This window comes from Flavobacteriales bacterium (assembly GCA_025210805.1).
GTDB lineage: Bacteria > Bacteroidota > Bacteroidia > Flavobacteriales > CAJXXR01 > JAOAQX01.
Map to the genome: position 1 here is coordinate 96,494 of JAOAQX010000023.1, position 24,881 is coordinate 121,374.

Here is a 24,881-nt window from a genome sequence, read left to right on the forward strand (position 1 = left end):
AAACTAAATGAAAGCAAGTATTATCACCATAGGAGATGAATTACTGATAGGACAAGTAATTGATACAAATTCTAGCTATATCGGTAAAAATCTCAATGATTTAGGATTTTATATCCAAGAAAAAAGAGCCATTGCGGATAAAGAGGCCGATATTATTGAAGCCATTGAATCTACGGCAAAGCATTCAGATTTATGTATTGTAACGGGTGGACTAGGACCCACAAAAGATGATATTACCAAAAAAACAATTTGCAAAATTTGGGATGACAAGTTAGAATCCAAAAAGGATTTGGAAACTTATTTAAAATCTTGGTATGAAGCAAGAGGTTTAGATTTTTCTTTTGCTAGACAAGAACAAGCTTGGGTTCCCACAAAATGTCAATATTTTCAGAATCCTGTAGGAACAGCATCTGCTATGATTTTAGAAAAAGACAACTGCCAGTTTGTGTTTCTCCCAGGTGTTCCTTCTGAACTCTATGCATTTTTTGATCACTATCTTTTAGATTTTTTCAAAAAACTAGAACATGAGCAAAAAGTAGCGCATAGATACCTCATTACTCATGGAATGCCAGAAAGTGAAATCGCTAATATTCTTTCTGATATCGAAAATGAACTTCCTGAGGAAATAAGTCTAGCTTATTTGCCTAATTTTAGAACAGTAAGACTTAGATTGACCGCTGTTTATAAAGATCAGAAAATTGCTGAACGACTCGAATATTATTTTACAGAGATCAAAAAAAGATTAACTGATATTTCCTTGTATGAAGGTGATTTAACTCCCGAAATGTATTTGAGTAAAACGTTAAAGAAACAAAACCTAACTTTTGCTTCTGCGGAAAGTTGCACGGCAGGGAGAATTGCATCTGCTATGACGAGCATGTCGGGTTCTTCTAGTTATTTTATGGGTTCTGTACTTTCTTATGACAATAAAGTAAAGAAAAAATTGTTAGGAGTAAAGCAAAGTACGCTAGATCAAGTGGGAGCAGTGAGTGAAGAAACCGTTATCCAAATGGCTAAAGGTGTTGCAGAACTTATGCAAACAGATATTGCTATTTCCACATCGGGAATTGCAGGTCCTACAGGAGGATCTGAAGAAAAGCCAGTAGGGACTACTTGGTTCGGAATCTATATAAATGGGCGTATTTTTACAAAAAAAGTTAGATTTAGATCTAATAGGGGTCGGAATCTAGAACAAGCAACAAAAGAAGCAATTATTTTGTTGATTAAATATTTGAAAGAACAATGATAAAAAAAAGCATTATACTGTTTATTCTGAGCTTTCTTGCTTTAGGAATGTCAAATTTATTGGTTGTTTCTTGTGAGAAAGATGATATTTTTACAGGTTCCCAAGTCGATTTTAGTTTTTCAACAGATACTTTAATTTTCGATACCGTTTTTACCTCAGTAGGTTCTGTTACACGTAGAGTAAAAATCAGGAATCATGAAGACGAAATGGTCAAAATTTCCAATATTTATATCAATAAAACAGAAATTTCTTCTACCCAATGGAAAGTAAATATTGATGGAAACCCAACAACGAATATTAAAGATTTAGAGATTTTTCCAAATGACAGTATTTTTGTTTTCGTAGAAACTACGATCAACCCAAATGCAAATAAAGACCCATTTATTTCGGAAGCTGATTTAGTAGTTGAAGTGAATGAATCTAAGAAAAAAATTCATCTTGTAGCTTGGGGACAAAATGCCCGTTTCTATAACTATAATGCCATCGATAGTTTTTATAATAACAAAGGCGATACCTTTATTTTAAGGCATTTTAGAGTAGATACAGATACTACTTTAACTGCAGATTTACCTCATGTTTTTTATAGAAGCATTGTGGTGAGAAATAATGCTACGCTTACTATTGCCAAAGGTGCTAGAGTTCACATGCACACCAGTACCAATATTATTGTTCACCAAGGTGGAAAACTAAAAATAGAAGGAGAAGGGTTTAATGAAGACCGAGTAATTATTACCAGTACCAGAACAGATGCCGAGTATAAAAACAGACCCGGAAGATGGGGGCTTATTCGAATTTGTCAAGATGCTGGAAAATCGAGTATTAAAAATGCTGAGATAAAAAATGGAACTATTGGTTGCTATCTCGGTTCAGGATATATTGGAGAAAAATTCAATTCTGCTTTAACACCAGAGCTTTCAATAGAAAATTCGATTATTAGAAACCATACAAATCATGGTTTAATTCTTCAATCAGGAAAAGCAAATATTGACAACTCAGAAATATCAGATTGTGGTGAAACACTCATTTTTGCCTATATAGGCGGAATGTACAAAATGAATCATTTGACACTTGCAAATTATTTTAGTGGAAGAAATGCATCCTCAGTAGTTCTCACAAATCATTCTACAGACGAAGATAATGAGATCTTTGAAGAAAAAGCATTAGATTTTAGTATGAAAAATTCTATTGTATATGGTTCCTATACCAATGAATTGATTACCGATAAAAAAGATGGAGTAGGGTGGGACTATGTTTTTGAAAATAATTTAATTCGTTTTGATAACGATAAAATAGACACCTCAAATACGGCGCACTTTGTTAATAATATCTTTAACGAAGATCCAAAATTTATAGAGAGATATGATGATTTTCTTTCAAATTATCGTTTAGATTCCCTTTCGGAAGCCCAAAACAAGGCAAATATCAATTTTTCTAATAATCTCCCTATTGATCTTGATGGAAACAACCGCTTGCAAGATGGTAAACCAGATCTAGGAGCTTATGAACGAGAAGAAAACTAACAGAAAATGAAAATCACAGAATTATTTGCTGAGTATTTTAATCTCAAAGATTATCCAGGTTTTTTTGAATACTTTATTGATACAATAGGTGCTTTTCTTATTGCAATTTCTGTTTGGAGAATATTGCGTTGGACCATCAAGAAATTTGTAAAGGGTTTTGTCCAAAAAACCAAAACAAAATGGGATGATATTATGTTAGAGAAACGCGTTTTCTCTCGAATGTCTCAGGTGTTTCCAGCCTTAATTTTACAAGATAGTATCCCAAAAATTTATGTGGATTTTCCAGAGTTTGCGAATTTTTTCCACAATCTTATGGAAGCGTGGATTATTTTTGTATTTGCCCAAGTAATGATTGCCACAGTAAATGTTTTTGAACATGTGGTAAAACAGTATAACCAATTGAAAGGCAAGCCCGTTGGGAGCTATTTTCAGCTAGTGAGAATTGTCATCTATTTCTTTGCAATTATCTGGATGGTTTCTGTGGTGATACAAAAAGACCCGATGTCTATCATTGCCACATTTGGAGCTTTAACTGCCGTAATTTTATTAATTTTTAAAGATACAATTCTCGGTTTTGTAGCCAGTGTACAAATAGCCTCAAATGATATTGTAAGAATTGATGATTGGATTTCTGTACCCAAATATGGTGCAGACGGAACAGTGCTTGATATTTCTTTAAACACCGTAAAAGTGCGAAATTTTGATAAAACAATTACCACAATTCCTACTTATGCCTTAGTTTCAGATTCTTTTAAGAACTACCGTTTTATGAGCGAAAGTAAAACAAGACGGATTAAAAGATCCATCATTGTGGCATCAAGTTCTATAAAATACTGTGATGATGCTTTACTCTCAAGACTCAAAAAAATAGATATCCTACAAGATTTTTTAGAAGAAAGAATCAAAGAAATTCTAGCTCACAATAAGAGCCATGAGACCAATACAGAATTACTGATCAACGGAAGACATTTGACCAATATAGGCTTGTTTAGATTTTATATAGAATCCTTTATGGCAAATAACCCAAATATTGATAATAATTCTACCCGTATGGTGTTGCAGTTAGCTCAGAATGAAAAAGGAGTGCCTTTACAGCTTTATTGTTTTACAAATACCCCAGAATGGGAAGCTTTTGAAGGAATACAAGCCGATATTTTTGATCATATTTTTGCTGCCGCCAGCCTTTTTGAGTTAGAAATATTTCAAGAACCTTCTAGTTACGATTTGAAACAGATCAAACTTGGATAAACCCACCAGAAATATATCCAGAGTATTTACACTCTATGACCTTTGTGAGAGTATTCAGTCTGTAATTCATAGAACTTATAGTAAGACCTATTGGGTGAAAACAGAGATTGTAAAAGTCAATTTTTATCCAAAATCTGGACATTGTTATCCAGATTTAGTTCAAAAAAATGACGGCAGAGTAAAAGCACAAATTCGCTCTTTTTTATTAGGAGCTATTTACAGGAAAATCAATCATGAATTTCAAGAAAAATGTGGGAGTCCACTAAAATCTGGAATGAAGGTTCTGATGCAAGTTAAACCTCAATTTCATCCAGTGAGAGGCGTTTCTTTGCAAATTCTAGATATAGATCCTAGTTTTACCTTAGGAGAAATGGCTTTGCAAAAGAAAATGGCATTGGCTAAGCTAGAAAAAGAAGGTCTATTAAATAAGAATAAACAACTCTATTTTCCTTTGGTGCCCAAACGGATTGCCGTAATCTCGGTAGTATCTTCAAAAGGTTATCAAGATTTTAAGAAAATTATTGACCAAAATGCTCAGAGATTCCCTATTCATTTGGAGCTTTTTCCTGCTCTTTTACAAGGAGATGAAGCTATTATGTCTATCCAGAATCAATTAAAGAAAATTCAGGCAAGAAGAGCGTTTTTTGATCTAGTTTGTATTATCCGTGGGGGAGGAGGAGAAGTAGGACTGGCTTGTTATGACGATTTTGAGTTAGCAAAATCAGTTGCAAATTTTCCTTTACCATTGTTTACAGGAATCGGACATGCTGCCAATAAAACAGTAACGGAAATTGTGGCTCATAAATCATTTATAACACCCACCGATTTAGCTTTTGAAATTATCCAGAAGTATATCAATCAAGAGGTTCTTTTGAATGAATTAGAAGAAAATCTAGGAAGATCTTTACAGTTTCAAATAGAAGATCAAAAGGAGTATTTGAAAGGGTTGACTTATCATTTCCCAAGAAAGGTTCAAGCTAAATTATTTGACCAAAAAGAAATTCTAAAAGATCTCACTTCAAAATTGAACTTCAATGCTCAAAATTTATTTTGGAATAAAAAAGCTGATTTAAAAGACTTTGAAACGACCTTGTTACAAGATTCTAAAAAAATATTATCACAAAATAAAGAGGAGCTCCAAGAATTTTCTATGCGTAATAAGTCAGCACTTGTTCGTAAATTTACCCATGAAAAGAGTGAATTAGATTTGGCACAAAAAGTGGTTAAAATGATGCATCCTAACCGTATTCTTGCAAAAGGATTTGCTATTGTGCATCAAAATGGGGAAATTATAAACTCCAGTAAAAAGGTTTCATTGGATCAATCTATTGAAATTCAAATGAAAGACGGAAGTATTCACGCAAAAATCAATAAACATGGGAACTAAAAAATTCTCTTATTCAGAAGGTTTTAAAGAGCTACAGAAAATTGTAGAAGAAATAGAAAACGAAGAAATTTCGGTAGATGAACTGGTAGCTAAAGTTGAAAAAGCATCACAGTTATTAGAAAAATGCCGTGCCGTTTTACATAAAACCGAAGAAGAAATTGAAAAAATTTTAGATCCTAAAGATCAAAAGAAAGATTCATGAGAGTTATAGATATCATAGATAAAAAAAAGATAGGAGCGGAGCTTACAGAAGAAGAAATCCGTTTTGTACTCGAAGGATTTGACAAAGGAATCGTACCCGATTATCAAATGTCTGCTTGGCTCATGGCAGTTTATTTTCAAGGTATGACAGATGAAGAAACTTATTTCCTAACAAAAATCTTGATTGATTCTGGAGATACCTTTGATTTCCCAGGAGTAGATGGTGTGCTTGTAGACAAACATTCCACAGGAGGAGTGGGAGATAAGATTACTTTGGCTCTATTGCCACTTATGGCTTCACTAGGGATTAAAATGGCAAAACTGAGTGGTAGAGGCTTGGGTTACACAGGAGGAACTATTGACAAATATGAATCTATAATAGACTGGGAATGGGCAGAAAGTGAAGAGGATATGATTGATTGTATGAATGAAATAGGTTTTTCGTGTATGCAAGCTTCAAAGAATATTCTTCCACTGGAGAAAAAACTCTATGTTTTGCGTGATGCAACGGCAACCATTAATGCGCTACCACTCATGGTGAGTTCTATTCTTTCTAAGAAATTAGCACTACGTTCTGATGTCATTTTGATTGACTTAAAAGTGGGGGAAGGTGCCTTTATCAAAGACGTAAATAGAGCAAGATTATTGGCTGAAAAAATGAAACTTACCGCCGATAGATTCGGAAGAAAAATTGTGGTAATGCTCACCTCCATGGATGATGTTTTGGGATATAATATCGGAAATAGAAATGAACTTGTAGAAGCCAAAGAAACGCTTGCAGGTAGGGTTCACAATAATTTTTCTGAGCTATTATTTAAAATGGCAAAAGAAATTTTACACCAAGTGTATCCGCAAAAATCTGAAACAGCCATCGATCAAGAAATTCAAAAGGTGATTAATAACGGTGATGCCTATGATAAATTTAAGGCTTTTATTGAATACGGAAAAGGAGATAACCGCTATTTGATGCGAGAAAGTGTAGATGAAGAATTTGCTTTGCACAAGAAATATGTATTGGCTCATCAATCGGGATATATTCAAAAAGTACAGGTAGAAGAAATCGGACTTACTTCTATGAAAATAGGCTCGGGAAGAGCCACAAAAGAAGATAGAATCTTATACAGCGCAAGTATCCGTATGCGTGTAAAACTGGGCGAATATATTGAAAAAGGAAGACCGATGATGGTTCTGTTCTCTCCTGTTTCTATAGAAGACAAGGTCTCTTTAGATTCCAAAAAATACTTTGTAATTGGAGATGAACCAATAGAAGAAAAAGAAATTGTTTTGGGAGTGATTAAATAAATTTTTGAAATTCCGAAATCTACTTTCTATGTTGAAATTAGTTCTTTGGAAGAGAATCTGGAGTTTTGTTAGTGGACTTATTTTCTTTTTTGATTCTGATATTTTGACTATGATTCACCGCGTTTAGAATGTATTCTATTGACCAATCCGTTGTACGCTGAAAATCGAAATTTCTGTTACAGAGCCCACGTCTAAGGATATTGTAGATTTCTGTAGAAACTTTAATAAGTTTCTCAAGTTCATCCAAAGAAACTAGTGGAGGGTCCTTTTTAGGATCATAATGAGCATGAACTTGATTTCTAAGGTTTTCTATTTTCTCTATTTGTGTTTTGCTATTTTTTAAACATTTTTTAATTTTTTTTACAGCATTTTTTACATCCTCCTCATTCTTAAACAGTCCATTATGGATTTCCTTTGCGTTTTTGGATAGCTTGTGTTGAATGTATTTATCATATTTCTCATTTTTCAATCGATTTAAAAGTTTATGAATATTAATTTTTTGAGTTTTATTATTTGAAGATAAAACTTTTGAGAGTTGAATAATCATTATAACATTCAATTGATAATAGTAGTGTCTAAAAAAGCCGTGAAGTGCTTTCTTTTGTTTATCCTCTAGTGAATTCAATACCTTAGCATTATTGATGGATATATTTAAATCCACCAATATATTATGTAGATTGTCAAAGTACGTAATTAATTCATTGATTTTTAATCCCATTTCTTTTATAATTTTTTACTAAAAGTAATTTTTTTTTTGATATTAAATTGTAAGAGAATAAAAATTTCAATTATTATCTTTAAAATTCTCATTTTGATACTTTCTGTAACTTGATAATATTGTTTCTTTTTCAATAGCTGTAAGTCCAAAATCAACCTTCATTTTGGGTGGTAAAGAGGGAATACGTTCATCAATCATTAGTACATTTTGAATCAAATATTCTCCAATTTTTTTATCCCTAATAATACAACCAAATTGGTACTCCACTGTGTACACCGTATCTTGGATTGCTTTCAATATCAATTCAGCTTTATTAGAATATTTCTTTTTTTTTAAAAGCCCCTCGTATGCAATTGTTTTTACAGTGCCATTTGGATATTCTGCCAGTTTTAGAAGTTCCGATTCCGTTGCGTTTTCCATTATCCAATGCCTTCTATTAAATTTACTTGTAATTTCATATAATTCTGCGACTTTAATAGAATCTTTTACTTCTTTTCTAATTCCGTTCCAATTATAACTCCAACTAGGTTCGTAATTTGTCACAAAAGCAGTAATAATTCCAATTCCAGCAATTGTCAGAATCGGAAATACGGCTAAAAATTGATTCCGTTTTTGATTATTTCTATATCTTTTTTTCATATTGACTAACACGAGTGTTATAATGTTTCAAAAGCCTTTTTGTTTTTTGGGTTGATATATGAGAAATCGAATTTTAAGCTAATAAAGCCCTTTTCTATGCCCCATATTATAGCCTTCAGACTTTGTTCTGCGAGTATTTTAAGAATTTGTTATGTACTTTCTTCTATAATACATTTCAATTCCAATAATAGTCATTATTTCTGCGGCTATTGATAAATATGAACCCTCGAATCCAAAACCTCCGCCGTTCATCAAATTTTCTTGATTTGTACCAAACTCTATAATCGAATAAAAGTCTTGTCCACTTACATTAAAACCCAAAAGAGTTTGAAACAAATTCCAGCTTAAATGCATGGCAATAGGGAACCATAAGTTCTTTGAATAAATATAAGGTAAACCAAGGGTTATTCCTGCTAAAAATAAATCAAATAATGAGAACAAACTAATACTCGGGTTAGTGATATGTATTAAGGCGAACAAAAGTGACGAAATAATCAACGCAATGTATTTATTAAATGAGGTCATTAAATTTTTCAAAATATAACCACGACAAAGAGTCTCCTCAATCAAAGCAACAACTGTAAATAGAGATATTGAAACTAAAAGTTCTTTTAAATCAAAATGTATTTTTATAAAAAATATTTCATTCAGTTGGATTAAAATTATATATCCCAAGGACATAATAATTAAACCTATAAGTATACCAACTATAAATTCTTTTAATCTACCATTAGTCTGGAAACCAAGCTCAAAAAAGTGTTCTTTGTCTATGTATTTCATAAATAGCCAGAGAAGTAAAAATGTCCCAAGTAAATCAAAAATACTTATTACTAATTGCTGATTTGAAGTTTCATTAGATTCAATACTTGTAAAGTCTGCTCCCGAAATTTGAGCACCAATTAGTTGAAACACTCCCACAATAACCACATAAGGAATTATTAATAATAATATCCTTTGCCATCCTGTTATCTTACCTTTTTCTATATTCATTACTAATTATATACAATGAAATTTACTCAAAAACTCCATAATTATCTTCTTGACTCATCTCCTGAGATTCATTGGCTTTAAGCCACCATTTTTTCTTTCTGTTCCTAAATTACATTCTTTTTTCCGATAAAGGATTTCAAATAACCTTTTGATGCCTCAGAAGTTTTTGTTGGACTGGCTTATAGCCTTTAGGCGTTGTTCTGCGAGTAATCTGAATACACAAGTTAAAATAGTAGTTATTTTAAATACTATTGCCTTACGCTTTCGATTAATGGAAATTTCATTCTTTTCTTTTGCCAATCTACTAATTTGAATAATTGACATAATGAATAGAATCAATACAAGACCAAATCATTCAAATGCAAAGTGTTGTTTATTAATATTGTAGATTTTTTTTTAAAAATACAACTATTCAAACTTTTATCCTATTTTTCAATTCTATACAGTAATAACTCCTCATCATCATTTGGAATTCTAGTTGTTCCAATAAGTTTTAGACCGAGTTTTTCTAAAAGTTTTTGAGAAGAAATATTCTCTTTCATCGTAATAGCACTGATGATCTGAATATCAAATTCACGAGAAGCAATTTCCATTAATTTATTTGATGACTCAAATGCATAACCCATTTTTTCATATTCGGGAAGAAATGCAAATCCTATATCAATTCCTTCTAAACCTTCTCTATCATATAATCCACAAGTTCCAATTTTTTGATTGTCTTGTTTTGTAATTAAAGTATAATTTGAATAGCCAAGTCTTTCTAATTGTGGAATCATTTTTTCTTTTATATATTCTTTTGCATGTTCAACTGATTTAATGTTTCTATCTCCAATAAATTTCAACCATTTTGGTGTGTTTAGTAGTTTGAAAATAAATTCAGAATCACTTTCATTTGTAGGTCTTATAGTGAGCCTCTCTGTCTCAAAAGATTGATATTTCATTTTCATCAATTGTTATAACGATTTATATGATTGTTCGTTGAGTGATTTAACGGCTATCTATCAAAAGTACATAAAAACTATAAAATTCCTTAATTTTTAGCAAGTTAAAGATTTCAAAAAAGACCTTTGAACATTCAAAAATCTTTTGATATTTTCTAATAAAGTCCTGTTTAGAAGGATTTGTTAATGCGGATTGTTTTCAGGACAGATTATCTAGTTCAGATTTTGCCCTGCGAGGAATTTAGAGACTGGTTATTATGTGTCGTTCTTTTTTAATCTGCTTCTTCACTATTAATTCTCCAAGGCGGGTTCAGTCGATTTTCTCCTCCGTAAAATAATATCAGTTGATTTCCATCAACATCTTTTAATCTAGCTTCTCTCCAAAGCCAACTTTGGTCTGTCGGTTCTAGGTCAAATTGAATTCCGTTCTTTTTTAATTGCTTAACTTGTTCATCAAGGTTTTCACACTCAAAATAGACATATATTCCATCTCCTTGGGGTAATTTTTTCGTCTGATGAATTGAAAAAGTAGAGTTCCCATTTGGACATTCAAATCGTGCATAATGAGGAAGAGCCTCAACAATCAATTTTAGTCCTAATTTTTCATAAAATGGAATTGATTTTGTTAAGTCTAATGAGGGAACAGTTATTTGGTTTAAGTTCATTTTCTATCGTTTACGTTTCATTACTTCACACAACGGTAATGAGAAGAGTAGGACGTAGCGACAGTAAGTCTTCCTTCTTATTTATTATGTGCGCCTTGAATGGTAAATATAATCCTTTTCGAAAAGAAAATGATGTTCCCAATGGTTTACAGCCCCTGATACGAGGAAGTAACGATACTAAATAAAGTAAGTGTGGCAAGGTTGTTACCCCAGTTCCCGCCAACGAAAACACACAGTAAGTTGCTCCTGCCAATTTTTAATTGGTAGCCGTACTGAGAAATAAAAAACTACAAAGCACTCAACAAATAATCATTGAGTGTTTTGTTTTTCTTATAAAAAGGTAATTTGGTTTGATTATCTGTGTTAGAAATTGGTGGGAGCGAGGGTACGGTTATTTATTATATTCAATAATTATTGGTTTTGCTATATTTTCAATTCTTCTAATTTGATTTTTAGTCAGAAATCTATAGGACGAAGGTCTTAATGTAATATCATCACCCCGCTGTGAAATCAATTCTATTAATATTTCCTTTACAATCACTTCCTTTGAAAGTTTTTTTGCAGAAATATTTAATTGTGAGTTTAAAAATTCAAATCTAACTGGTCTTGGAAATCTTGATTTATGGGGCTCTTGATTTTGAATATGAACAATTTTTATTCCTTTTGATAAATTTGGAATTATCTCAAATAGCTTTTTAATTTCTTTAGTTGAAATAAGATAATTTTCATTATCTTTTAATTTGTCAAATATAACTTTCACTGCTTTATATTTTTGTAGTTTATCTTTCAATTTTCACTCCGATAATTGCTTTAAGGTTGTTTCCTTGATAATCAGCAATTTTATAAGTAGAAATAATAAGGTCACAATTTTGTTTTATGAGCAATCAGAACTCTTAGTTATTATCAACAGTTTTTTCTTTTTAATAATCGGTTACAGTATACGACCATTTCTGATCTGTCGAAAAATTTATTTGTCCTTTAAATACAAAGTCGTAAATATCTGATTCAACCGTCCAAATATCTTTATCCTTACGTATAAATGTTATTTTTTCTGCCTTGTCTAATGGGTTTATTCCATTGTCTGGAGCAAAAGCAATTAGTTGCCAAAAAAGTCTTGAATTAGAAGGATTCTCAGGTGACACTAAAGTATCTAAAGTATCGAGTTCTATGAGCAGAGATTGAATGCTATATATGTCTGTCAGTTCCTTTCCTTCCTTGAATACTGGATTTTTCTCAGTCGTCACGACAAAGACATGATTGTGTCCTTCTGCGATCTTGTATTCATTTTCAACAGTATCAATGTCAAGAGTCGAATTTTCGAATGTCTTTAAAGTTGTACTGATTTCCCAATGGTCAACATAGTCGCTAATATTCATATTGTCTGATTGGATACAACTTGTTAAAAGTAGTATCAAGGCTGTCACTATTACTATTAAATTCTTCATTGTCTTTTTAATGCCATATAACGGATCGACTGTATCGAGAGTACTTACGATGGAAACTTTCTCTGATCACAGCGGTTTTCCCTTAAATATGTTTGTTAATTTACTCCAAAGAATTGACTTACTTTTTCTTTGATTCAAATAATTCTACACAAATATGCCATTGTAGAAGTTCTGTGAATTTATCGTAGTTAATCAATTTTTTGTTTCTTTTTCTACTTGTATGTGAGCCCATTTTAAAGGTTGATCATCGTTTTTATTGTTTAAGATACATTCAAAAAGGTTTGATTTATCTTCAAATGGACCTACAAATTTCCAATTTAAATACCCTGTGTCCCATAATTTGTTTGCCAGTATAAGAGCAGTGTACACTAGGTTTTTATTATCTGACTCAGACGTTTCAATTTTGAAGTCTGCTTGAAATTGGTTATCAATTTTGTGGTATCTATTGATTTTTATGTCAATAAGCCTATGTCCGATTTTACCTTCATATAGATTTATATATTTCTCAAGTTTTCTCTTGATTTTTGTTTGAAAGTTTATTGTGAATCTTATTGTCGTCATTTTATTCTTATGCATCTAACCGTTAAGTATATGGCGCGTTTTAATACATTTTTACATAGTGCATGTATCACGAATGGTAAATTTAATCCTTTTCGAAAAGAAAATGATGTTCCCAATGGTTTAAAGTCCCTGATGCGAGGAAGTGACGATACTAAATAAAGTAAGTGGCAAGGTTGTTACCTGTAAGGGTAGGGTATCACCACAAAAAGACTTGTACAACGTGAATTTATAAGTCTATCAAACTACTCTCCCAAGTAAGTATCATTATTGAACCGCCGTATACGAGACCCGTACGTACGGTGGTGTATTCAGTTGTTTTAATTTTATAGGTTTTCATGAATCGCTTCGCTTATTTGAGAGGCGAACTCCATCAGTTTAGTTGGCGGAGCGGTCTACTCGATTGTGGTGTCGTTTTAATTTTTTAAGCAATTCTAATCACTCGACACTTTTGACATAAAGGATATTCTTTTAGTAAGGGTTTGATTCGATTGTGCATTTCATCAAAACTTTCTCCATACAAGTATAAAGAAGTTTCTTCTCCTTCCCAATAACTCGCAATGTGACCTGTTTTAAAATCACCCAATAGACGTTCTATTTCTTGATATACAAAATTCACATCGCAGTCTTTGTAAATTGCTTCATCTAAATCTTTACCATTTAAGTATAGTCCTAAACCTTGATGAACTCCAAAAGGTATTTTTCTAACCTCTGTATTTTTATTCTTAGGGTAAATAATTATTTGCGAGCCTATAGGTGTTAACATAGCTTCCATTACACCCATAATAGCTTCAATGTTTTCGTCAGAATCTTCGGCAAGCTGTATTTCTATATCACAAGATGCTATTTCTCCATTTGGTTCTTGTAATGTTCCGCCACCTGTAACTTCTGCTTCAAAATCTAATTTTTTCAACGCCTCTTGCAATGCATCTTCTAAATCATGTCGATGCAATGGTTGTAATTTCGCGTTCAAATTTATCGTTAAGTTCAGCATAATATTTTCCTTAAGCTATTTCTGTTTCTTTTTTTGAAGTACCGCCAATGGACTTGGCTATGCACAGAACGGGATTTAGTAGGTGTTTATTTTGCCTAGTCACCGAACCTGCGAGCCACTTTTTATATTGTTATTTTTTTGAACTAAGTTACAAAATTTGCGAGCGTTGCAGGTAATCAAACCCCTTGGCATAAGAACCTAACACCCGTATTGGGTATAGGCGTTGTTTAACTAAAACCCATTTCATGGGTAGCTTTTCTCAAAAGTACATAAAACTACAAAATTCTCTAATTTTAAGAAATTTAAAGATCATGAAAAAATCCCGATGTTTCGGGATCTTCAGATTTGCTCTGCGAGCAATCCAAAGACTTAGTTATTGTAGCTCGTTTTTTTTAGAAGTATGTTTTTACTGCAAATTCAAACTGCGTTATAAAAATTTCTTTAAATCTTGATATGTTGTTCTGTTCGTAGAAGAGTAGCATAGCTTTTTTATAATCAATTGAGTCAACCGTTCTAAATGATAATGGACAATAGTTTTCGTTCATTAAAATTGCGTTGCTTACAATTCGAGCAGTTCTTTTGTTTCCATCCATAAATGGTTGTATATAAGAAATTAAAACTAGTGTTAGTAGTGCTTTTTCAAATATGCTTTTCTTTGAGTTTATTAACATACAAGTTTGCTCTAAAGCCTCTAAAATCTGAAATTGATTCTCGAGAGGTCTGTAATTTGTTCCTGAAATACCAACTCTTCGTTTTCTTAAATTTCTTTCAACTCCAAGTTCTTTCATTAAAACACTATGAATATCCTCAATTGTTGAAACAGATAAAGGATGCAAGTAATCTGAGTTTTTAATGATAAAATCTAAGGCGTCTTTGTGGTTTAAAAGCATAGTTGCTTCTTCCTTGGTTTTTCCAGAGGCGGTTTCTTTTTCTTTCAAAAGTCTCTCTGTTTCGAGCAAAGAATAGGTATTCCCTTCAATTTGAGAAGATTTCCAGCTTAAATCGATTGCTAATCTATCTAATTCTTTTTTATATTCTTTTTCTGATAGTTGTTGAATGTTAGACTCGTATTTCTTTTGTAAATAATCTAACTTTTCAAGTTCAGTTTTGGTAAATACAGAATGTTTATTGAGTGTTTCGGTAATAACAGATAAATTGAAGCTTTCTTTGATTTTTCTTTCGTCAATTTCCTTTTTATAATAGTTGTCTAAATCTATTGATTCTAAGAGTCCGTATGAAGCAGAAATAATATATTTAGTACCTTTTCCTTGACCAACAGTTTCAAGTTTGTTTTCTTCTTTAAGTTTATTTAGAAGACGCTTTAAAGTCGCATAACTTAGGTTTAATTCTAAATTATCAAATATTTCTTTAGAAGAAGATTTGTCGTTTGATTTTAGAAATTCAATGATTTCAATTTCTCTCTGAGAATTCATTTTAAGCTCAAATTTTCGATAAAATTACAGAATTAAGCTCAAGTAGAGTGTATTTATGAGCTAAAATGCGGTTTTAAATGAGCTACAACACTAAATGCAGATGGACGTTTTAATTCCGTTTGCATCTTGTTGAACTAAACCCGCTTCACGGGTAGCTGATTTCTCAAAAGTACATAAAACTACAAAATTCTTTAATTTTAAGAAATTTAAAGATCATGAAAAAAGACCTTTGATTGCTCAAAAGTCTTCTCTTTATCTTCTTAAGTCCTGAAAAATGGATTTGTAAAGCCTAAACTTATTTGTCGCAAAACCCATAGTGTTTTGAAATGTTTTTCGAAACGTAAGTAAACCATTTCTCTGTGTAATTTAAGAAAGGTGAAATGCCGATACATTACTAAAAGTCAATTATGAACAAAGTGAACTAATTGAATATTTAGTAAGTAATCGGTGCAACAGCGTGGGTTTTAGTCAATCCCGATGTTTCGGGATCTTCAGATTTTGCTCTGCGAGCAATCCGAAGACTTAGTTATTTTAGCAACTGGGCTTTTATTCAATTTTTATATTTTTTGCACATTCTCCTTCAAAATTTTGTCCTAATTCAAAACTCACTAATTGACCATTATCAATTTTTTTCCATTCAGTACGGTTATTAATATCAATGAAGTCAACCATATTAGCGTAATGTCGTTTATTTTCAGATTCGATAAATACAAAAGGTTTGCTTATGTTACTCTTACTTCTTGAAATTACTCCCATAATTCTTTCATTAGAGTTTGATGAAGAATCATCTAATAAATAGTTTAAGGAGAAATCATCAAATTTATCCGAATACCTATGTACAATTTTATGCTTTAATTGTGTTAGACCTATTTTTGAATTGTTTTTTATAATTAATTCTTTAAAATAATTTTTGTCTACCTCGTCTGATAAAACAGGAATTTGTTGTAGACAAGCTAAAAGTGTCTCACAAAAATTCTTAATCATTTTAGGGTCTAAAATATTTTTATTGTAACATTCTTCATAAACTGATATTGATTTTTTAAAATGACGTAGTGCATTATCATAATCTTTTTCAATTCTTGAAAAACTTTGTCCCATATGATTATAAAGAGAAATAAGCTCAGTATAAGCTACACGCTCATTTTTAGAATCTAACTCTGTATCTAGTAGAAGTTTTATTTTATGAACACCTTTATTGTATTCTCTTTTTGTATTGTAGATACGAACAAATAAAAATGTTACAATTGGATGTTCAGGTTTTAATTCAAATAGTTTGTCGGCATAAATAAGTGAATTATCACTATCGTCCATTTGAAACAGTAAGAATTGAGAATAGAAAAATAGTAGTTTTGGGCTATTAGGAGCAACTTCAAGACCTAACTGATAATCATCATCAGCACCTAAAACATTACCTTCAGTTGCTTTAATAAAGGCTCCGACACGATAAGTTTCAAAATAACTAGGAATTATATTACGTGCTTCTTCTACTTTTCTTAGCGCATTAGGATAATCTTTTTTCCAAGATAGAGATAAGGCTTCTGTTAAAAATTTTGCAGCTATTTTTTCATTTGAATCTTTGTAAGAAATTGCATTAATGTCAAATTCGTTATAAGAATTTATCTTTTTTAATTGTGCAGTAGAATTTGTTAGTTCTCTTATTTTTCTAGAAATTGATTTGACATAGTTAATTTCGATAGGGTGAGTTTTTGTCAAGAAATCCTTAGCAAAATCAGATATATAATAACTAGTATCTTCAATATTTTCTCTATCATTTATTTCACTACTTACAAGTGTTGTTCTAAAAAGTTCAAGTAAATATTGTCGGACGAGTATTGGTTCAATTTCAGCTAAATATATAATTTCTGCGGTACGCAAACTTTTTCTTGCAGCTCTAATTGTATCTAAAATATTTTTCGCCCCATCACTCAGTTTATGATAAACATTTGTTAAACAGAAATTTAACAAATCGTTTTTGTTACTCAGAACCTCAGAAGGCGAAATTCCAGCTTCAACAGTACTTACAAACCATTTAATTGCTAATGGATTGTAATAAAGTTTGGAAGATATATCGACTAAAGTTTTTTGAGGTAAGTTTATTAAAGTATCACTATTACGTATTTTAGCAATTCCTCTGATTAATCTAGTAGATTCATTTTCTGAAAAACCTTTTAGTTTTCTACGATATTCTAGCTCTCCTAGACCAATTCTAGAAGTTATTAAAATTGTGCTCTTCATTTGAGCTTCTCGTATAAAATTTATTACTTCTTCACTTTGAATTGTCTCTAAATTATCTATAATTATTAGGGTTTTGAATAGGCTTAAATATTCAAGTATTTGTTCAAGTTTGTTTTGAGATTGTTCAACCTCTAGTGTTTCAGAAATCAAATCAATTAAACCAGTATAGTTGGTGATTGTGTTATGTATCTCTTCAATACCTTTTGAAGTTAACATAGTTGTTTTTGCGGATGTCCATATAATTAATTCAAATGGACTGTTTTCTCCCATATCTACTATGTCATAAGCAATTTTCAACGCTAAGGCTGTTTTACCAATTCCTCCGTCACCAATTATGCTTACAACTGAATTGCTGAAAATTAGTTTTTTTATATCTTCAACATCATTTTTTCTTCCAATAAACCCAGTTTCATCAAAATCTGGTCTAGGTAAATTATGAATAACATTTTTTTCTATATTTTCTCTTTCAACTGTTGGTATAGTTAAAGTAAGAACATATGTAGGGTCTTTTTCAATTTTTTCCCTTGTCTCTAATGTTATATTCCATTCAATAGGAGAACTTTTTTTTATTTTGGAAACGAAATCGTAAATTACAGAAAAATCACCTCCAAGTAGTGGCCTAGTATGCATTACTCTATTTCTAATAGGAGTTATTTCAGACAACTCATTAAAAATACTCTTTAAGTATGTACTAGCTTCTTTTGTTAAGAAGGTATTATTTTTATTCAAGATAGTAAACGTATCATGAAAATCTAAAAAATCAATAGCCTCATCAATATTGTTTAAAATATCAGAACCAGGATTGTCTTTTTGATATCTTGCAATAACTTTTTCTTCAAGTTCTGTGTTTTTGAAAAAAGTTAAATCTGAATAATATGGAACTATAAATCTATTTATGGTTGATTTTAAATCAATTTCTAGACCATAAATTAGAGCTGCTAGAGTTAATCTTACTTCTGTTATTTTTGACATATTTTAATTCAGGTTTCTGTTTTTTCTAATTGGGCATAACAACCGAATAAACACACCCTAGCATAACATAGGTGCATTTATACGCCTTATACGTTTATATTCTTTCTGTCATAATCAAAAACACAAAAAGCCCAGTAAATACAGGTTTTGGAAGTGAATCTAGAGGTACTATTTATATTTTTGAATATCATAAGACTAAGGTACAAAAAACAATTTTATGAAAGAAGGATAGACGAATAATTATCCGTATACTATTCGAATAATATGCGACTATTGCTTTTTGGTTTTTGTTGGGTTTTTATTTCTCTGGACAATGTTTGTTAGCCCCGATAGAGGCGGTATCCTTTTGTTTTTTGAAGAAAAACAAAAGATAAAGCCGAAAGCGGGAAATAGCTCCTAAAAAAAATACCATCCTTTCAAGAGAGAAAGAATGGTATTGAGCTTGTTTAAAAATTTTTCCTATTGTTTTATTTTGCAGGAAGCATTTTTGTGTTTATTTCACCAAAACCAATTCTGTATTCTGCTTTACACCAAGCACGCATAAGAATACGGTCATTGTCTTCAATAAATGTTCTGATTTCTCCGCTTGGTAGCTCTATTTTTTTGGATCCTGCCCAAGAGAGTTCGAGCATAGAACCATAAGCAGATTCATCGTTTCCTGAAATAGTACCAGATGCCATCATATCACCTGCGTTTATATTACAACCATTGATGGTGTGGTGTGCAAGTTGTTGGTTCATATTCCAGTACATATATTTGTAGTTAGACAATGCCAAACGGTGAGGTGCATTCATTTGTTCAGACTGTAACAGTACTTCCAGTTTGATGTCTAAGTTTTTATTTCCTTCATATTCTAGATAAGGCAAAACTTTTGGGTCTTGTACTTCATTTTCACATCGGAAAGGCTCCAGGGCATCTAGAGTAACGATCCATGGAGAAATGGAAGAGGCAAAGTTTTTCCCTAAGAATGGTCCTAGTGGTACATATTCCCATCCTTGGATATCACGAGCAGACCAATCATTAAAAATTACCATTCCGAAGATATAATCATCTGCTTCAGCTGTGGAAATAGAGTCTCCTAGCGGTTTTCCTTGTCCTGTGATAAATGCCATTTCTAATTCAAAATCCATTCTTTTTGAAGGTCCAAAAGTAGGATCTGTAGCATCTTTTGCTTTTTGTTGTCCTTTTGGTCTATAGATATCTTGGTCTCCAAGAATAATTGAGCTGGCTCTTCCGTGGTATCCTACAGGCAGTCTTTTCCAGTTGGGCATGATTGCATTATCTGGGTCACGAAACATGCATCCTACATTGTAAGCATGTTGACGAGAAGAATAAAAATCTGTGTAATCTCCCACAAAAACAGGCATTTCCATAGTTACCTCAGAAAGTGGAATTAAAATTTGATTTTTGTGGTCTTCGTTATTTTTTAACGAATCATTTTCACTATCAAATATTTCAGAAATTCGTTCTCTTACCGCTCTCCAAACAGTTTTTGTAAGTTCTAAGAAAGGATTTAGATTATCGTGTGCAAAGATGTTTTCAGGAAGATCGATACCTTCAAAATATCCAAGTTCTTGCATGGCATCTAGGTTTATGGCTGTTTCACCTATTCTAGAAAGACCTACAATACTGTTATTTCCTTTTCTACCAGCTCCAAAAGGAATGTTTTGAATAGGGAAATCAGAGTTTTCTTCTACTGAAATCCACGATTTTTTATGAGGATTATTTGCTAAAATCATAAGATATGTTTTTTGAATTTCAAATGTAGTATTTAATTAATATATTTGAAAACATTAGTGCTTAAAAACGCTTTTGATTTGTTTAAGTATAACAAATAGCTAAATATGAAAAAAGACAATATAATTTTCGATTTGATTCAGGAAGAGTCAGATCGTCAAAAATTTGGATTAGAGTTAATCGCCTCTGAGAATTTTGTGTCCGATGAGGTAATGGAAGCCATGGGTTCTATATTAACGAACAAATATGCGGAAGGATATCCAGGAAAAAGGTATTATGGAGGTTGTGAAGTGGTAGATGTTGTAGAAAATATTGCTATAGATCGCCTTAAAACCCTTTTTGGGGCAGAGTACGCAAATGTACAACCACACTCAGGTTCTCAAGCGAATGCTGCTGTTTTCTTGGCATGTTTGAAGCCTGGAGATAAAATCATGGGATTCGATTTATCTCATGGAGGGCACCTTACTCATGGTTCACCTGTAAATTTTTCGGGGAAGACCTATAAGACTTGTTTTTATGGAGTGAGCAAGGAGACAGGTTTGATAGATTATGATGCGATGGAACAAGTAGCATTGGAAGAAAAACCTAATTTAATTATCTGTGGTGCTTCTGCTTATTCTAGAGATATTGATTACGCAAAATTTAGAGCGGTAGCGGATAAAGTAGGGGCTATTTTAATGGCCGATATTTCACATCCTGCAGGATTGATTGCCAAAGGGCTTTTGAATGATCCACTTCCGCATTGTCATATTGTAACTTCTACTACTCACAAAACGCTTCGTGGGCCAAGAGGAGGAGTGATCATGATGGGGAAAGACTTTGAAAATCCTTGGGGTTTAACAACGCCAAAAGGAACGGTAAGAAAAATGTCTGCTTTATTGAATTCTGCGGTATTCCCAGGAAGTCAAGGAGGACCTTTGGAACACGTAATTGCAGCAAAAGCAGTTGCATTTGGTGAGGCTTTATCCGATGAGTATTTTGAGTATATGCTACAAGTGAAAAAGAATACCGCTGCAATGGCTGAGGCTCTAAATGAAAAAGGGTATCATATCATTTCTGGTGGATCAGACAATCACTGTTTACTCATTGATCTTAGAAATAAAGATATCACAGGAAAAGATGCTGAAAATGCTTTAGTAAAGGCCGATATTACGGTGAATAAAAACATGGTTCCTTTTGATACACAATCGCCTTTTGTTACTTCTGGAATAAGAATAGGAACAGCGGCAATTACCACAAGAGGGCTCAATGAAGAAGATATGCATAAAGTTATAGGTTTCTTAGATGAAGCTTTGATGAATATCGAAAATGAAGAAAAACTAGAAGCTATTGGTGAGCGAATAGGGGACTGGATGAAGGATTATCCTATTTTTAAGGCTTAGCCAATGTTTTGTAAAAAATACGATTCTTTTTAGAATTAATATTTGTCACCTCAAGAGTTCTTGGGGTGATTTTTTTTGCTTTTTGGGGAGGAAAAAAGCTCACTCAAAATTTTGATTGGCTTTTGAACGGAGAGCGAGGGATTTTTTCAGGATCCCAAAAGGAAGTCCAGAGCAATTTTTAAGCGCTGAAACTATCGTTTCAAAGTCTTTTTTATTTTGAAATATCTTATTCTTTTTATGGTGTTATTTTTTGCTATGTATAATGCCGATACATTATGAAAATTCATTTATGAATGAAATGAAGTAAGTGAATATTGAACAAGTAATCGGTATTTGAAGTAAACTTCACGATTTTTCAAAACAAAAAAGCCCAACCATGTAGGTTGAGCTTTTTTTTTGCGGAGAGAGAGGGATTCGAACCCCCGGTCCTGTTACAGACAATGGTTTTCAAGACCACCGCATTCGACCACTCTGCCATCTCTCCGATTCGGCTAATTCCCTTTGGAATTGCGAGTGCAAATATATAAATATTTTTTCTTCATACAAGGCTTTTTTGTGAAAGATTTATGCTTTTTTTAAGGAGTTTTTTATTGTTGCTTATTTTTCAATAAATTAGTGACTATATTTTTTTATGCATGAACAATAAAATTCAAAAAGTTAATTTAAAAGAACTCAAAAATTGTGAGCAATCTTGGGAGCAGATGACCGAAGTAAAAGGAGGACGTCTTTGTGCAAAATGCCAGAATGTATTGATAGATTTTAGAAAAATGAGTTTAAGGGAAATTGCCCAAGTGCATGTTTTTTCTAAGGATCCGGTTTGTGGTGTTTACACCGATTTTCAATTGAGGAATCAAGAAAATCCCAAAGAAGTTATAAAAATTAAATGGTGGAAAGCTATCCAAAATAAATTCACTTACTATGGGGGCTTTTTTCTTACCAATATTGCCTTCGCCCAGGAAGATTCTTTGGCAACAAAACCAAATCAAGTTCAGGTTTCGCCTAATGAATTTAAAAAATGGATTTCTGTAAAAAAGCCTCAAAAGACCCAATATATTATTCGTGGATTGATAAAGGATAAAAACGAAAACCCGTTGATCTATGCAAATATTGTCCTTAAAAGCTCTGAGAAGCTTTTGGCAGGGGTTTCTACAGATACTTTAGGACGTTTTTGGATGGATGTTAGCACAGTTTATTCTCAAATATCTGATTCTTTTGTTTTAGAAATTTCTTATGTGGGTTATGAAAATAAAGTAATCCCCATGAAAAAGACCGATTTTAGTAATTCCGGCAAACTCAATATCGCATTAAAGGAAGAGAACACACTTATCTCAGAAGGTTTGTATGAGGAATTGGTGGTTAATGAAGAATTAATAAATGACGTATCTGTTGAAAGATTTTATGTTGTGCCTGCCTCCGATAAAAAAAAGGTAGAAAAAAATCAGGAAAAACAAACAAAAAAGAAGTCTTGGTTAAGAAGGTTTTGGGAATGGATGAAAAATCTTTTTTCAAAAAAGAAAAAAACTCCTGAATAAGGAGTTTTTTTGTCAACAAAATACGTTTGTTACACAATACAAGTTTTTCAAAATCATTGTTCTACATCATAGAAAGCACAAAGCAAGTCTTGTTGTTGAATTAAATAAACTTTTTGAATAATTTCTGTACAAATTTCTGCAGCTTTTTCTGAGTCAAAAGGTAGAAGCATGGTATAAAAAACCATATTTTCATCTTGAGATTTTACAAAATTTCCAAAATGGCGATATTGCTTGAGCAATTTTTCTTTTTGCTGATCTGCTTCCCATTCAGAATCTAATTCTACACAAATACTCAAACCAAATTCCCCACTCTCAGATTGAGTTTCTTCAGCCATTTGCCTATGGATAATTTGTAAAACATCCTCACTTTTTTTGCTACCCACTGTGAGTACAAAATGTTCATTATTTTGAAAAAAAGCACCTTTGGCTATATCAATTTGATCCAATATGGCTTCAAAATAATGAGTAGGAGTAGGCGTTTCTTTTTTCTTTTTTCTTTTAATCATTTTGTTTCTTTATTTCTTCTAAAAAAGTGTTGAATAATTGCTCTGATGCCTCAAAAGCAGTTGTTTTTTCTGTTTTTAAGAGCGTTTCCAAAGTATGAAGTTCTTCTTTAACTCGTTTATTTTTCTTGAACAACATAAAGAGTTGTTCTTGAATACTTTCTCTAAACCAGTATAAGTTCTGATTAATTCTATTTTCTCTAAAATAATTAGTGGAAATACTCTGTTTTTTAAAATCTTCCACAGTATTCCACACAGATTGTATTCCTTCGTTTTCAAGAGAAGAAGTAAGCAAAACCGGGGGAATCCATCCTGTAGGATGAGGAGGAAAAAGGTGTAAAGCACTTTGGTAGGTCATTTTGGCTTTTTTACAGTTCAAAACATTCTCTCCATCAGCTTTTGTGATAATCATGGTATCTGCCATTTCCATAATCCCTTTTTTAATTCCTTGAAGTTCATCTCCGGCACCAGCAAGCATCAATAATAGGAAAAAATCTACCATAGAATGAACCGTGGTTTCACTTTGACCAACACCCACAGTTTCTATCAAAATCGTATCAAAACCAGCTGCTTCACAAAGGATAATTGTCTCTCTGGTTTTTTTGGCAACACCTCCCAAATTGTTGGCAGTAGGTGAGGGGCGGATAAAAGCATTGTCTATCGTGGTCAAGGTTTCCATTCGGGTTTTATCCCCCAAAATACTTCCGCCACTTCTGTTTGAACTTGGATCAACGGCAAGTACTGCAATTTTTTTTCCAAGATGATTACAAAGATGCGCCCCAAAACTATCAATAAAAGTACTTTTTCCAACACCTGGAACCCCTGTGATTCCTACACGGATAGATTTTCCTGAAAGAGGTAAACAAGCTTTCACAATTGCTTTTGCTAATGCCATATCTTTTGAGTTTTGTGACTCAATAATTGTAATGGCTTCGCTTAATATCGTTTTGTTTCCCTGAGAAATCCCCGAGATATAATAATCCAGTTTTTTTCGTTTCCTAGAAAATTTTTTAAGATTTTTTCTTAGATTTTGATTAATTGAGGATACATCGGACGCTCCTTTAGTGATATGTAGTTTTTTTTTATCCAAGTTTTTCAAAAGTGATTTTGCCCATTTAAACCCCATGTGGAGTACAGAACAGAAATTTGAGGAATCTTAAGTTACAAAGTTCTATTTTTTTTACCAAAAAAAATCAAAATGTATAGGATAAGAATTTTGAAATTTTATGGAGC

At 32.2% G+C, this 24,881-nt stretch carries 22 protein-coding genes and 1 tRNA gene; 8 read left to right on the forward strand and 15 right to left on the reverse strand.

What is annotated here, in order from left to right:
- Nucleotides 1-7 precede the first annotated feature (7 nt).
- From N4A45_08415 to N4A45_08440, 6 genes are read left to right on the forward strand one after another with little or no spacing between them, the layout of a single operon-like run.
- Nucleotides 8-1,246, forward strand: a complete 1,239-nt coding sequence (locus N4A45_08415) for a CinA family nicotinamide mononucleotide deamidase-related protein (protein MCT4665238.1) — start codon at nt 8-10, stop codon at nt 1,244-1,246.
- Nucleotides 1,243-2,766, forward strand: a complete 1,524-nt coding sequence (locus tag N4A45_08420) for a hypothetical protein (GenBank protein MCT4665239.1) — start codon at nt 1,243-1,245, stop codon at nt 2,764-2,766. The genes N4A45_08415 and N4A45_08420 overlap by 4 nt, the downstream gene beginning before the upstream one ends.
- 6 nt (nt 2,767-2,772) lie before the next feature.
- On the forward strand, nt 2,773-4,014 hold the full coding sequence (locus N4A45_08425) for a mechanosensitive ion channel family protein (protein ID MCT4665240.1): 1,242 nt from the start codon (nt 2,773-2,775) through the stop codon (nt 4,012-4,014).
- Complete coding sequence (xseA, locus tag N4A45_08430; GenBank protein MCT4665241.1) at nt 4,007-5,401, forward strand: exodeoxyribonuclease VII large subunit; 1,395 nt, start codon at nt 4,007-4,009, stop codon at nt 5,399-5,401. Before N4A45_08425 ends, xseA begins: the two co-directional genes overlap by 8 nt.
- Nucleotides 5,391-5,603 (forward strand): exodeoxyribonuclease VII small subunit, encoded by a 213-nt coding sequence (gene xseB / locus N4A45_08435; protein MCT4665242.1) that lies wholly within the window; start codon nt 5,391-5,393, stop codon nt 5,601-5,603. The genes xseA and xseB overlap by 11 nt, the downstream gene beginning before the upstream one ends.
- On the forward strand, nt 5,600-6,904 hold the full coding sequence (locus tag N4A45_08440) for a thymidine phosphorylase (protein MCT4665243.1): 1,305 nt from the start codon (nt 5,600-5,602) through the stop codon (nt 6,902-6,904). Before xseB ends, N4A45_08440 begins: the two co-directional genes overlap by 4 nt.
- A gap of 37 nt (nt 6,905-6,941) precedes the next feature.
- Here N4A45_08440 and N4A45_08445 read toward each other — a convergent pair whose 3' ends face one another.
- The 12 genes from N4A45_08445 to fahA form a co-directional block, all read right to left on the reverse strand.
- On the reverse strand, nt 6,942-7,622 hold the full coding sequence (locus N4A45_08445; GenBank protein MCT4665244.1) for a hypothetical protein: 681 nt from the start codon (nt 7,620-7,622) through the stop codon (nt 6,942-6,944).
- A 66-nt stretch (nt 7,623-7,688) separates the two neighbouring features.
- Nucleotides 7,689-8,261 carry a hypothetical protein gene (locus N4A45_08450; GenBank protein ID MCT4665245.1) on the reverse strand — a complete coding sequence of 191 codons (573 nt, stop codon included), beginning with the start codon at nt 8,259-8,261 and terminating at the stop codon, nt 7,689-7,691.
- A 138-nt stretch (nt 8,262-8,399) separates the two neighbouring features.
- The gene (locus tag N4A45_08455) at nt 8,400-9,251 is read right to left on the reverse strand and encodes a CPBP family intramembrane metalloprotease (GenBank protein MCT4665246.1); all 852 of its coding nucleotides are present in this window, start codon (nt 9,249-9,251) and stop codon (nt 8,400-8,402) included.
- A 425-nt stretch (nt 9,252-9,676) separates the two neighbouring features.
- Nucleotides 9,677-10,198 carry a GNAT family N-acetyltransferase gene (locus tag N4A45_08460; GenBank protein MCT4665247.1) on the reverse strand — a complete coding sequence of 174 codons (522 nt, stop codon included), beginning with the start codon at nt 10,196-10,198 and terminating at the stop codon, nt 9,677-9,679.
- A 266-nt stretch (nt 10,199-10,464) separates the two neighbouring features.
- Complete coding sequence (locus tag N4A45_08465) at nt 10,465-10,857, reverse strand: VOC family protein (protein ID MCT4665248.1); 393 nt, start codon at nt 10,855-10,857, stop codon at nt 10,465-10,467.
- 391 nt (nt 10,858-11,248) lie between these two features.
- Complete coding sequence (locus N4A45_08470) at nt 11,249-11,647, reverse strand: hypothetical protein (protein ID MCT4665249.1); 399 nt, start codon at nt 11,645-11,647, stop codon at nt 11,249-11,251.
- Between the two features lie 130 nt (nt 11,648-11,777).
- Nucleotides 11,778-12,302, reverse strand: a complete 525-nt coding sequence (locus N4A45_08475) for a hypothetical protein (protein ID MCT4665250.1) — start codon at nt 12,300-12,302, stop codon at nt 11,778-11,780.
- 192 nt (nt 12,303-12,494) lie between these two features.
- Entirely contained in the window at nt 12,495-12,863 is a 369-nt protein-coding gene (locus tag N4A45_08480) for a hypothetical protein (protein ID MCT4665251.1), read from the reverse strand.
- Between the two features lie 421 nt (nt 12,864-13,284).
- Entirely contained in the window at nt 13,285-13,833 is a 549-nt protein-coding gene (locus tag N4A45_08485) for a hypothetical protein (GenBank protein ID MCT4665252.1), read from the reverse strand.
- A 413-nt stretch (nt 13,834-14,246) separates the two neighbouring features.
- Nucleotides 14,247-15,287, reverse strand: a complete 1,041-nt coding sequence (locus N4A45_08490; GenBank protein ID MCT4665253.1) for a Fic family protein — start codon at nt 15,285-15,287, stop codon at nt 14,247-14,249.
- A 546-nt stretch (nt 15,288-15,833) separates the two neighbouring features.
- Complete coding sequence (locus N4A45_08495) at nt 15,834-18,494, reverse strand: NB-ARC domain-containing protein (GenBank protein MCT4665254.1); 2,661 nt, start codon at nt 18,492-18,494, stop codon at nt 15,834-15,836.
- 467 nt (nt 18,495-18,961) lie between these two features.
- Nucleotides 18,962-20,233, reverse strand: a complete 1,272-nt coding sequence (gene fahA, locus N4A45_08500) for a fumarylacetoacetase (protein ID MCT4665255.1) — start codon at nt 20,231-20,233, stop codon at nt 18,962-18,964.
- A 105-nt stretch (nt 20,234-20,338) separates the two neighbouring features.
- Here fahA and N4A45_08505 point away from each other — a divergent pair, with 105 nt between their 5' ends.
- Complete coding sequence (locus tag N4A45_08505; GenBank protein MCT4665256.1) at nt 20,339-21,613, forward strand: serine hydroxymethyltransferase; 1,275 nt, start codon at nt 20,339-20,341, stop codon at nt 21,611-21,613.
- 399 nt (nt 21,614-22,012) lie between these two features.
- On the opposite strand, the gene N4A45_08510 is transcribed toward N4A45_08505, so the two are convergent.
- Nucleotides 22,013-22,097, reverse strand: a tRNA-Ser gene (locus N4A45_08510).
- 151 nt (nt 22,098-22,248) lie between these two features.
- Here N4A45_08510 and N4A45_08515 point away from each other — a divergent pair.
- The gene (locus N4A45_08515) at nt 22,249-23,145 is read left to right on the forward strand and encodes a carboxypeptidase-like regulatory domain-containing protein (GenBank protein ID MCT4665257.1); all 897 of its coding nucleotides are present in this window, start codon (nt 22,249-22,251) and stop codon (nt 23,143-23,145) included.
- Nucleotides 23,146-23,198: 53 nt separating this feature from the next.
- On the opposite strand, the gene N4A45_08520 is transcribed toward N4A45_08515, so the two are convergent.
- On the reverse strand, nt 23,199-23,651 hold the full coding sequence (locus tag N4A45_08520) for a hypothetical protein (protein MCT4665258.1): 453 nt from the start codon (nt 23,649-23,651) through the stop codon (nt 23,199-23,201).
- The gene (meaB, locus tag N4A45_08525; protein MCT4665259.1) at nt 23,644-24,738 is read right to left on the reverse strand and encodes a methylmalonyl Co-A mutase-associated GTPase MeaB; all 1,095 of its coding nucleotides are present in this window, start codon (nt 24,736-24,738) and stop codon (nt 23,644-23,646) included. The genes N4A45_08520 and meaB overlap by 8 nt, the downstream gene beginning before the upstream one ends.
- Nucleotides 24,739-24,881 lie beyond the last annotated feature (143 nt).

What these genes read in the sequence shown, in the direction of transcription:
- N4A45_08445 (MCT4665244.1), bottom strand. Translation starts at nt 7,622, where the DNA reads ATGGGATTAAAAATCAATGAATTAATTACGTACTTTGACAATCTACAT.
- N4A45_08460 (MCT4665247.1), bottom strand. Translation starts at nt 10,198, where the DNA reads ATGAAAATGAAATATCAATCTTTTGAGACAGAGAGGCTCACTATAAGA.
- N4A45_08515 (MCT4665257.1), top strand. Translation starts at nt 22,249, where the DNA reads ATGAACAATAAAATTCAAAAAGTTAATTTAAAAGAACTCAAAAATTGT.
- N4A45_08505 (MCT4665256.1), top strand. Translation starts at nt 20,339, where the DNA reads ATGAAAAAAGACAATATAATTTTCGATTTGATTCAGGAAGAGTCAGAT.
- N4A45_08475 (MCT4665250.1), bottom strand. Translation starts at nt 12,302, where the DNA reads ATGAAGAATTTAATAGTAATAGTGACAGCCTTGATACTACTTTTAACA.
- N4A45_08450 (MCT4665245.1), bottom strand. Translation starts at nt 8,261, where the DNA reads ATGAAAAAAAGATATAGAAATAATCAAAAACGGAATCAATTTTTAGCC.
- N4A45_08440 (MCT4665243.1), top strand. Translation starts at nt 5,600, where the DNA reads ATGAGAGTTATAGATATCATAGATAAAAAAAAGATAGGAGCGGAGCTT.
- N4A45_08425 (MCT4665240.1), top strand. Translation starts at nt 2,773, where the DNA reads ATGAAAATCACAGAATTATTTGCTGAGTATTTTAATCTCAAAGATTAT.
- N4A45_08495 (MCT4665254.1), bottom strand. Translation starts at nt 18,494, where the DNA reads ATGTCAAAAATAACAGAAGTAAGATTAACTCTAGCAGCTCTAATTTAT.
- N4A45_08480 (MCT4665251.1), bottom strand. Translation starts at nt 12,863, where the DNA reads ATGACGACAATAAGATTCACAATAAACTTTCAAACAAAAATCAAGAGA.
- N4A45_08420 (MCT4665239.1), top strand. Translation starts at nt 1,243, where the DNA reads ATGATAAAAAAAAGCATTATACTGTTTATTCTGAGCTTTCTTGCTTTA.
- xseB (MCT4665242.1), top strand. Translation starts at nt 5,391, where the DNA reads ATGGGAACTAAAAAATTCTCTTATTCAGAAGGTTTTAAAGAGCTACAG.
- N4A45_08455 (MCT4665246.1), bottom strand. Translation starts at nt 9,251, where the DNA reads ATGAATATAGAAAAAGGTAAGATAACAGGATGGCAAAGGATATTATTA.
- N4A45_08415 (MCT4665238.1), top strand. Translation starts at nt 8, where the DNA reads ATGAAAGCAAGTATTATCACCATAGGAGATGAATTACTGATAGGACAA.
- N4A45_08465 (MCT4665248.1), bottom strand. Translation starts at nt 10,857, where the DNA reads ATGAACTTAAACCAAATAACTGTTCCCTCATTAGACTTAACAAAATCA.
- N4A45_08490 (MCT4665253.1), bottom strand. Translation starts at nt 15,287, where the DNA reads ATGAATTCTCAGAGAGAAATTGAAATCATTGAATTTCTAAAATCAAAC.
- fahA (MCT4665255.1), bottom strand. Translation starts at nt 20,233, where the DNA reads ATGATTTTAGCAAATAATCCTCATAAAAAATCGTGGATTTCAGTAGAA.
- N4A45_08520 (MCT4665258.1), bottom strand. Translation starts at nt 23,651, where the DNA reads ATGATTAAAAGAAAAAAGAAAAAAGAAACGCCTACTCCTACTCATTAT.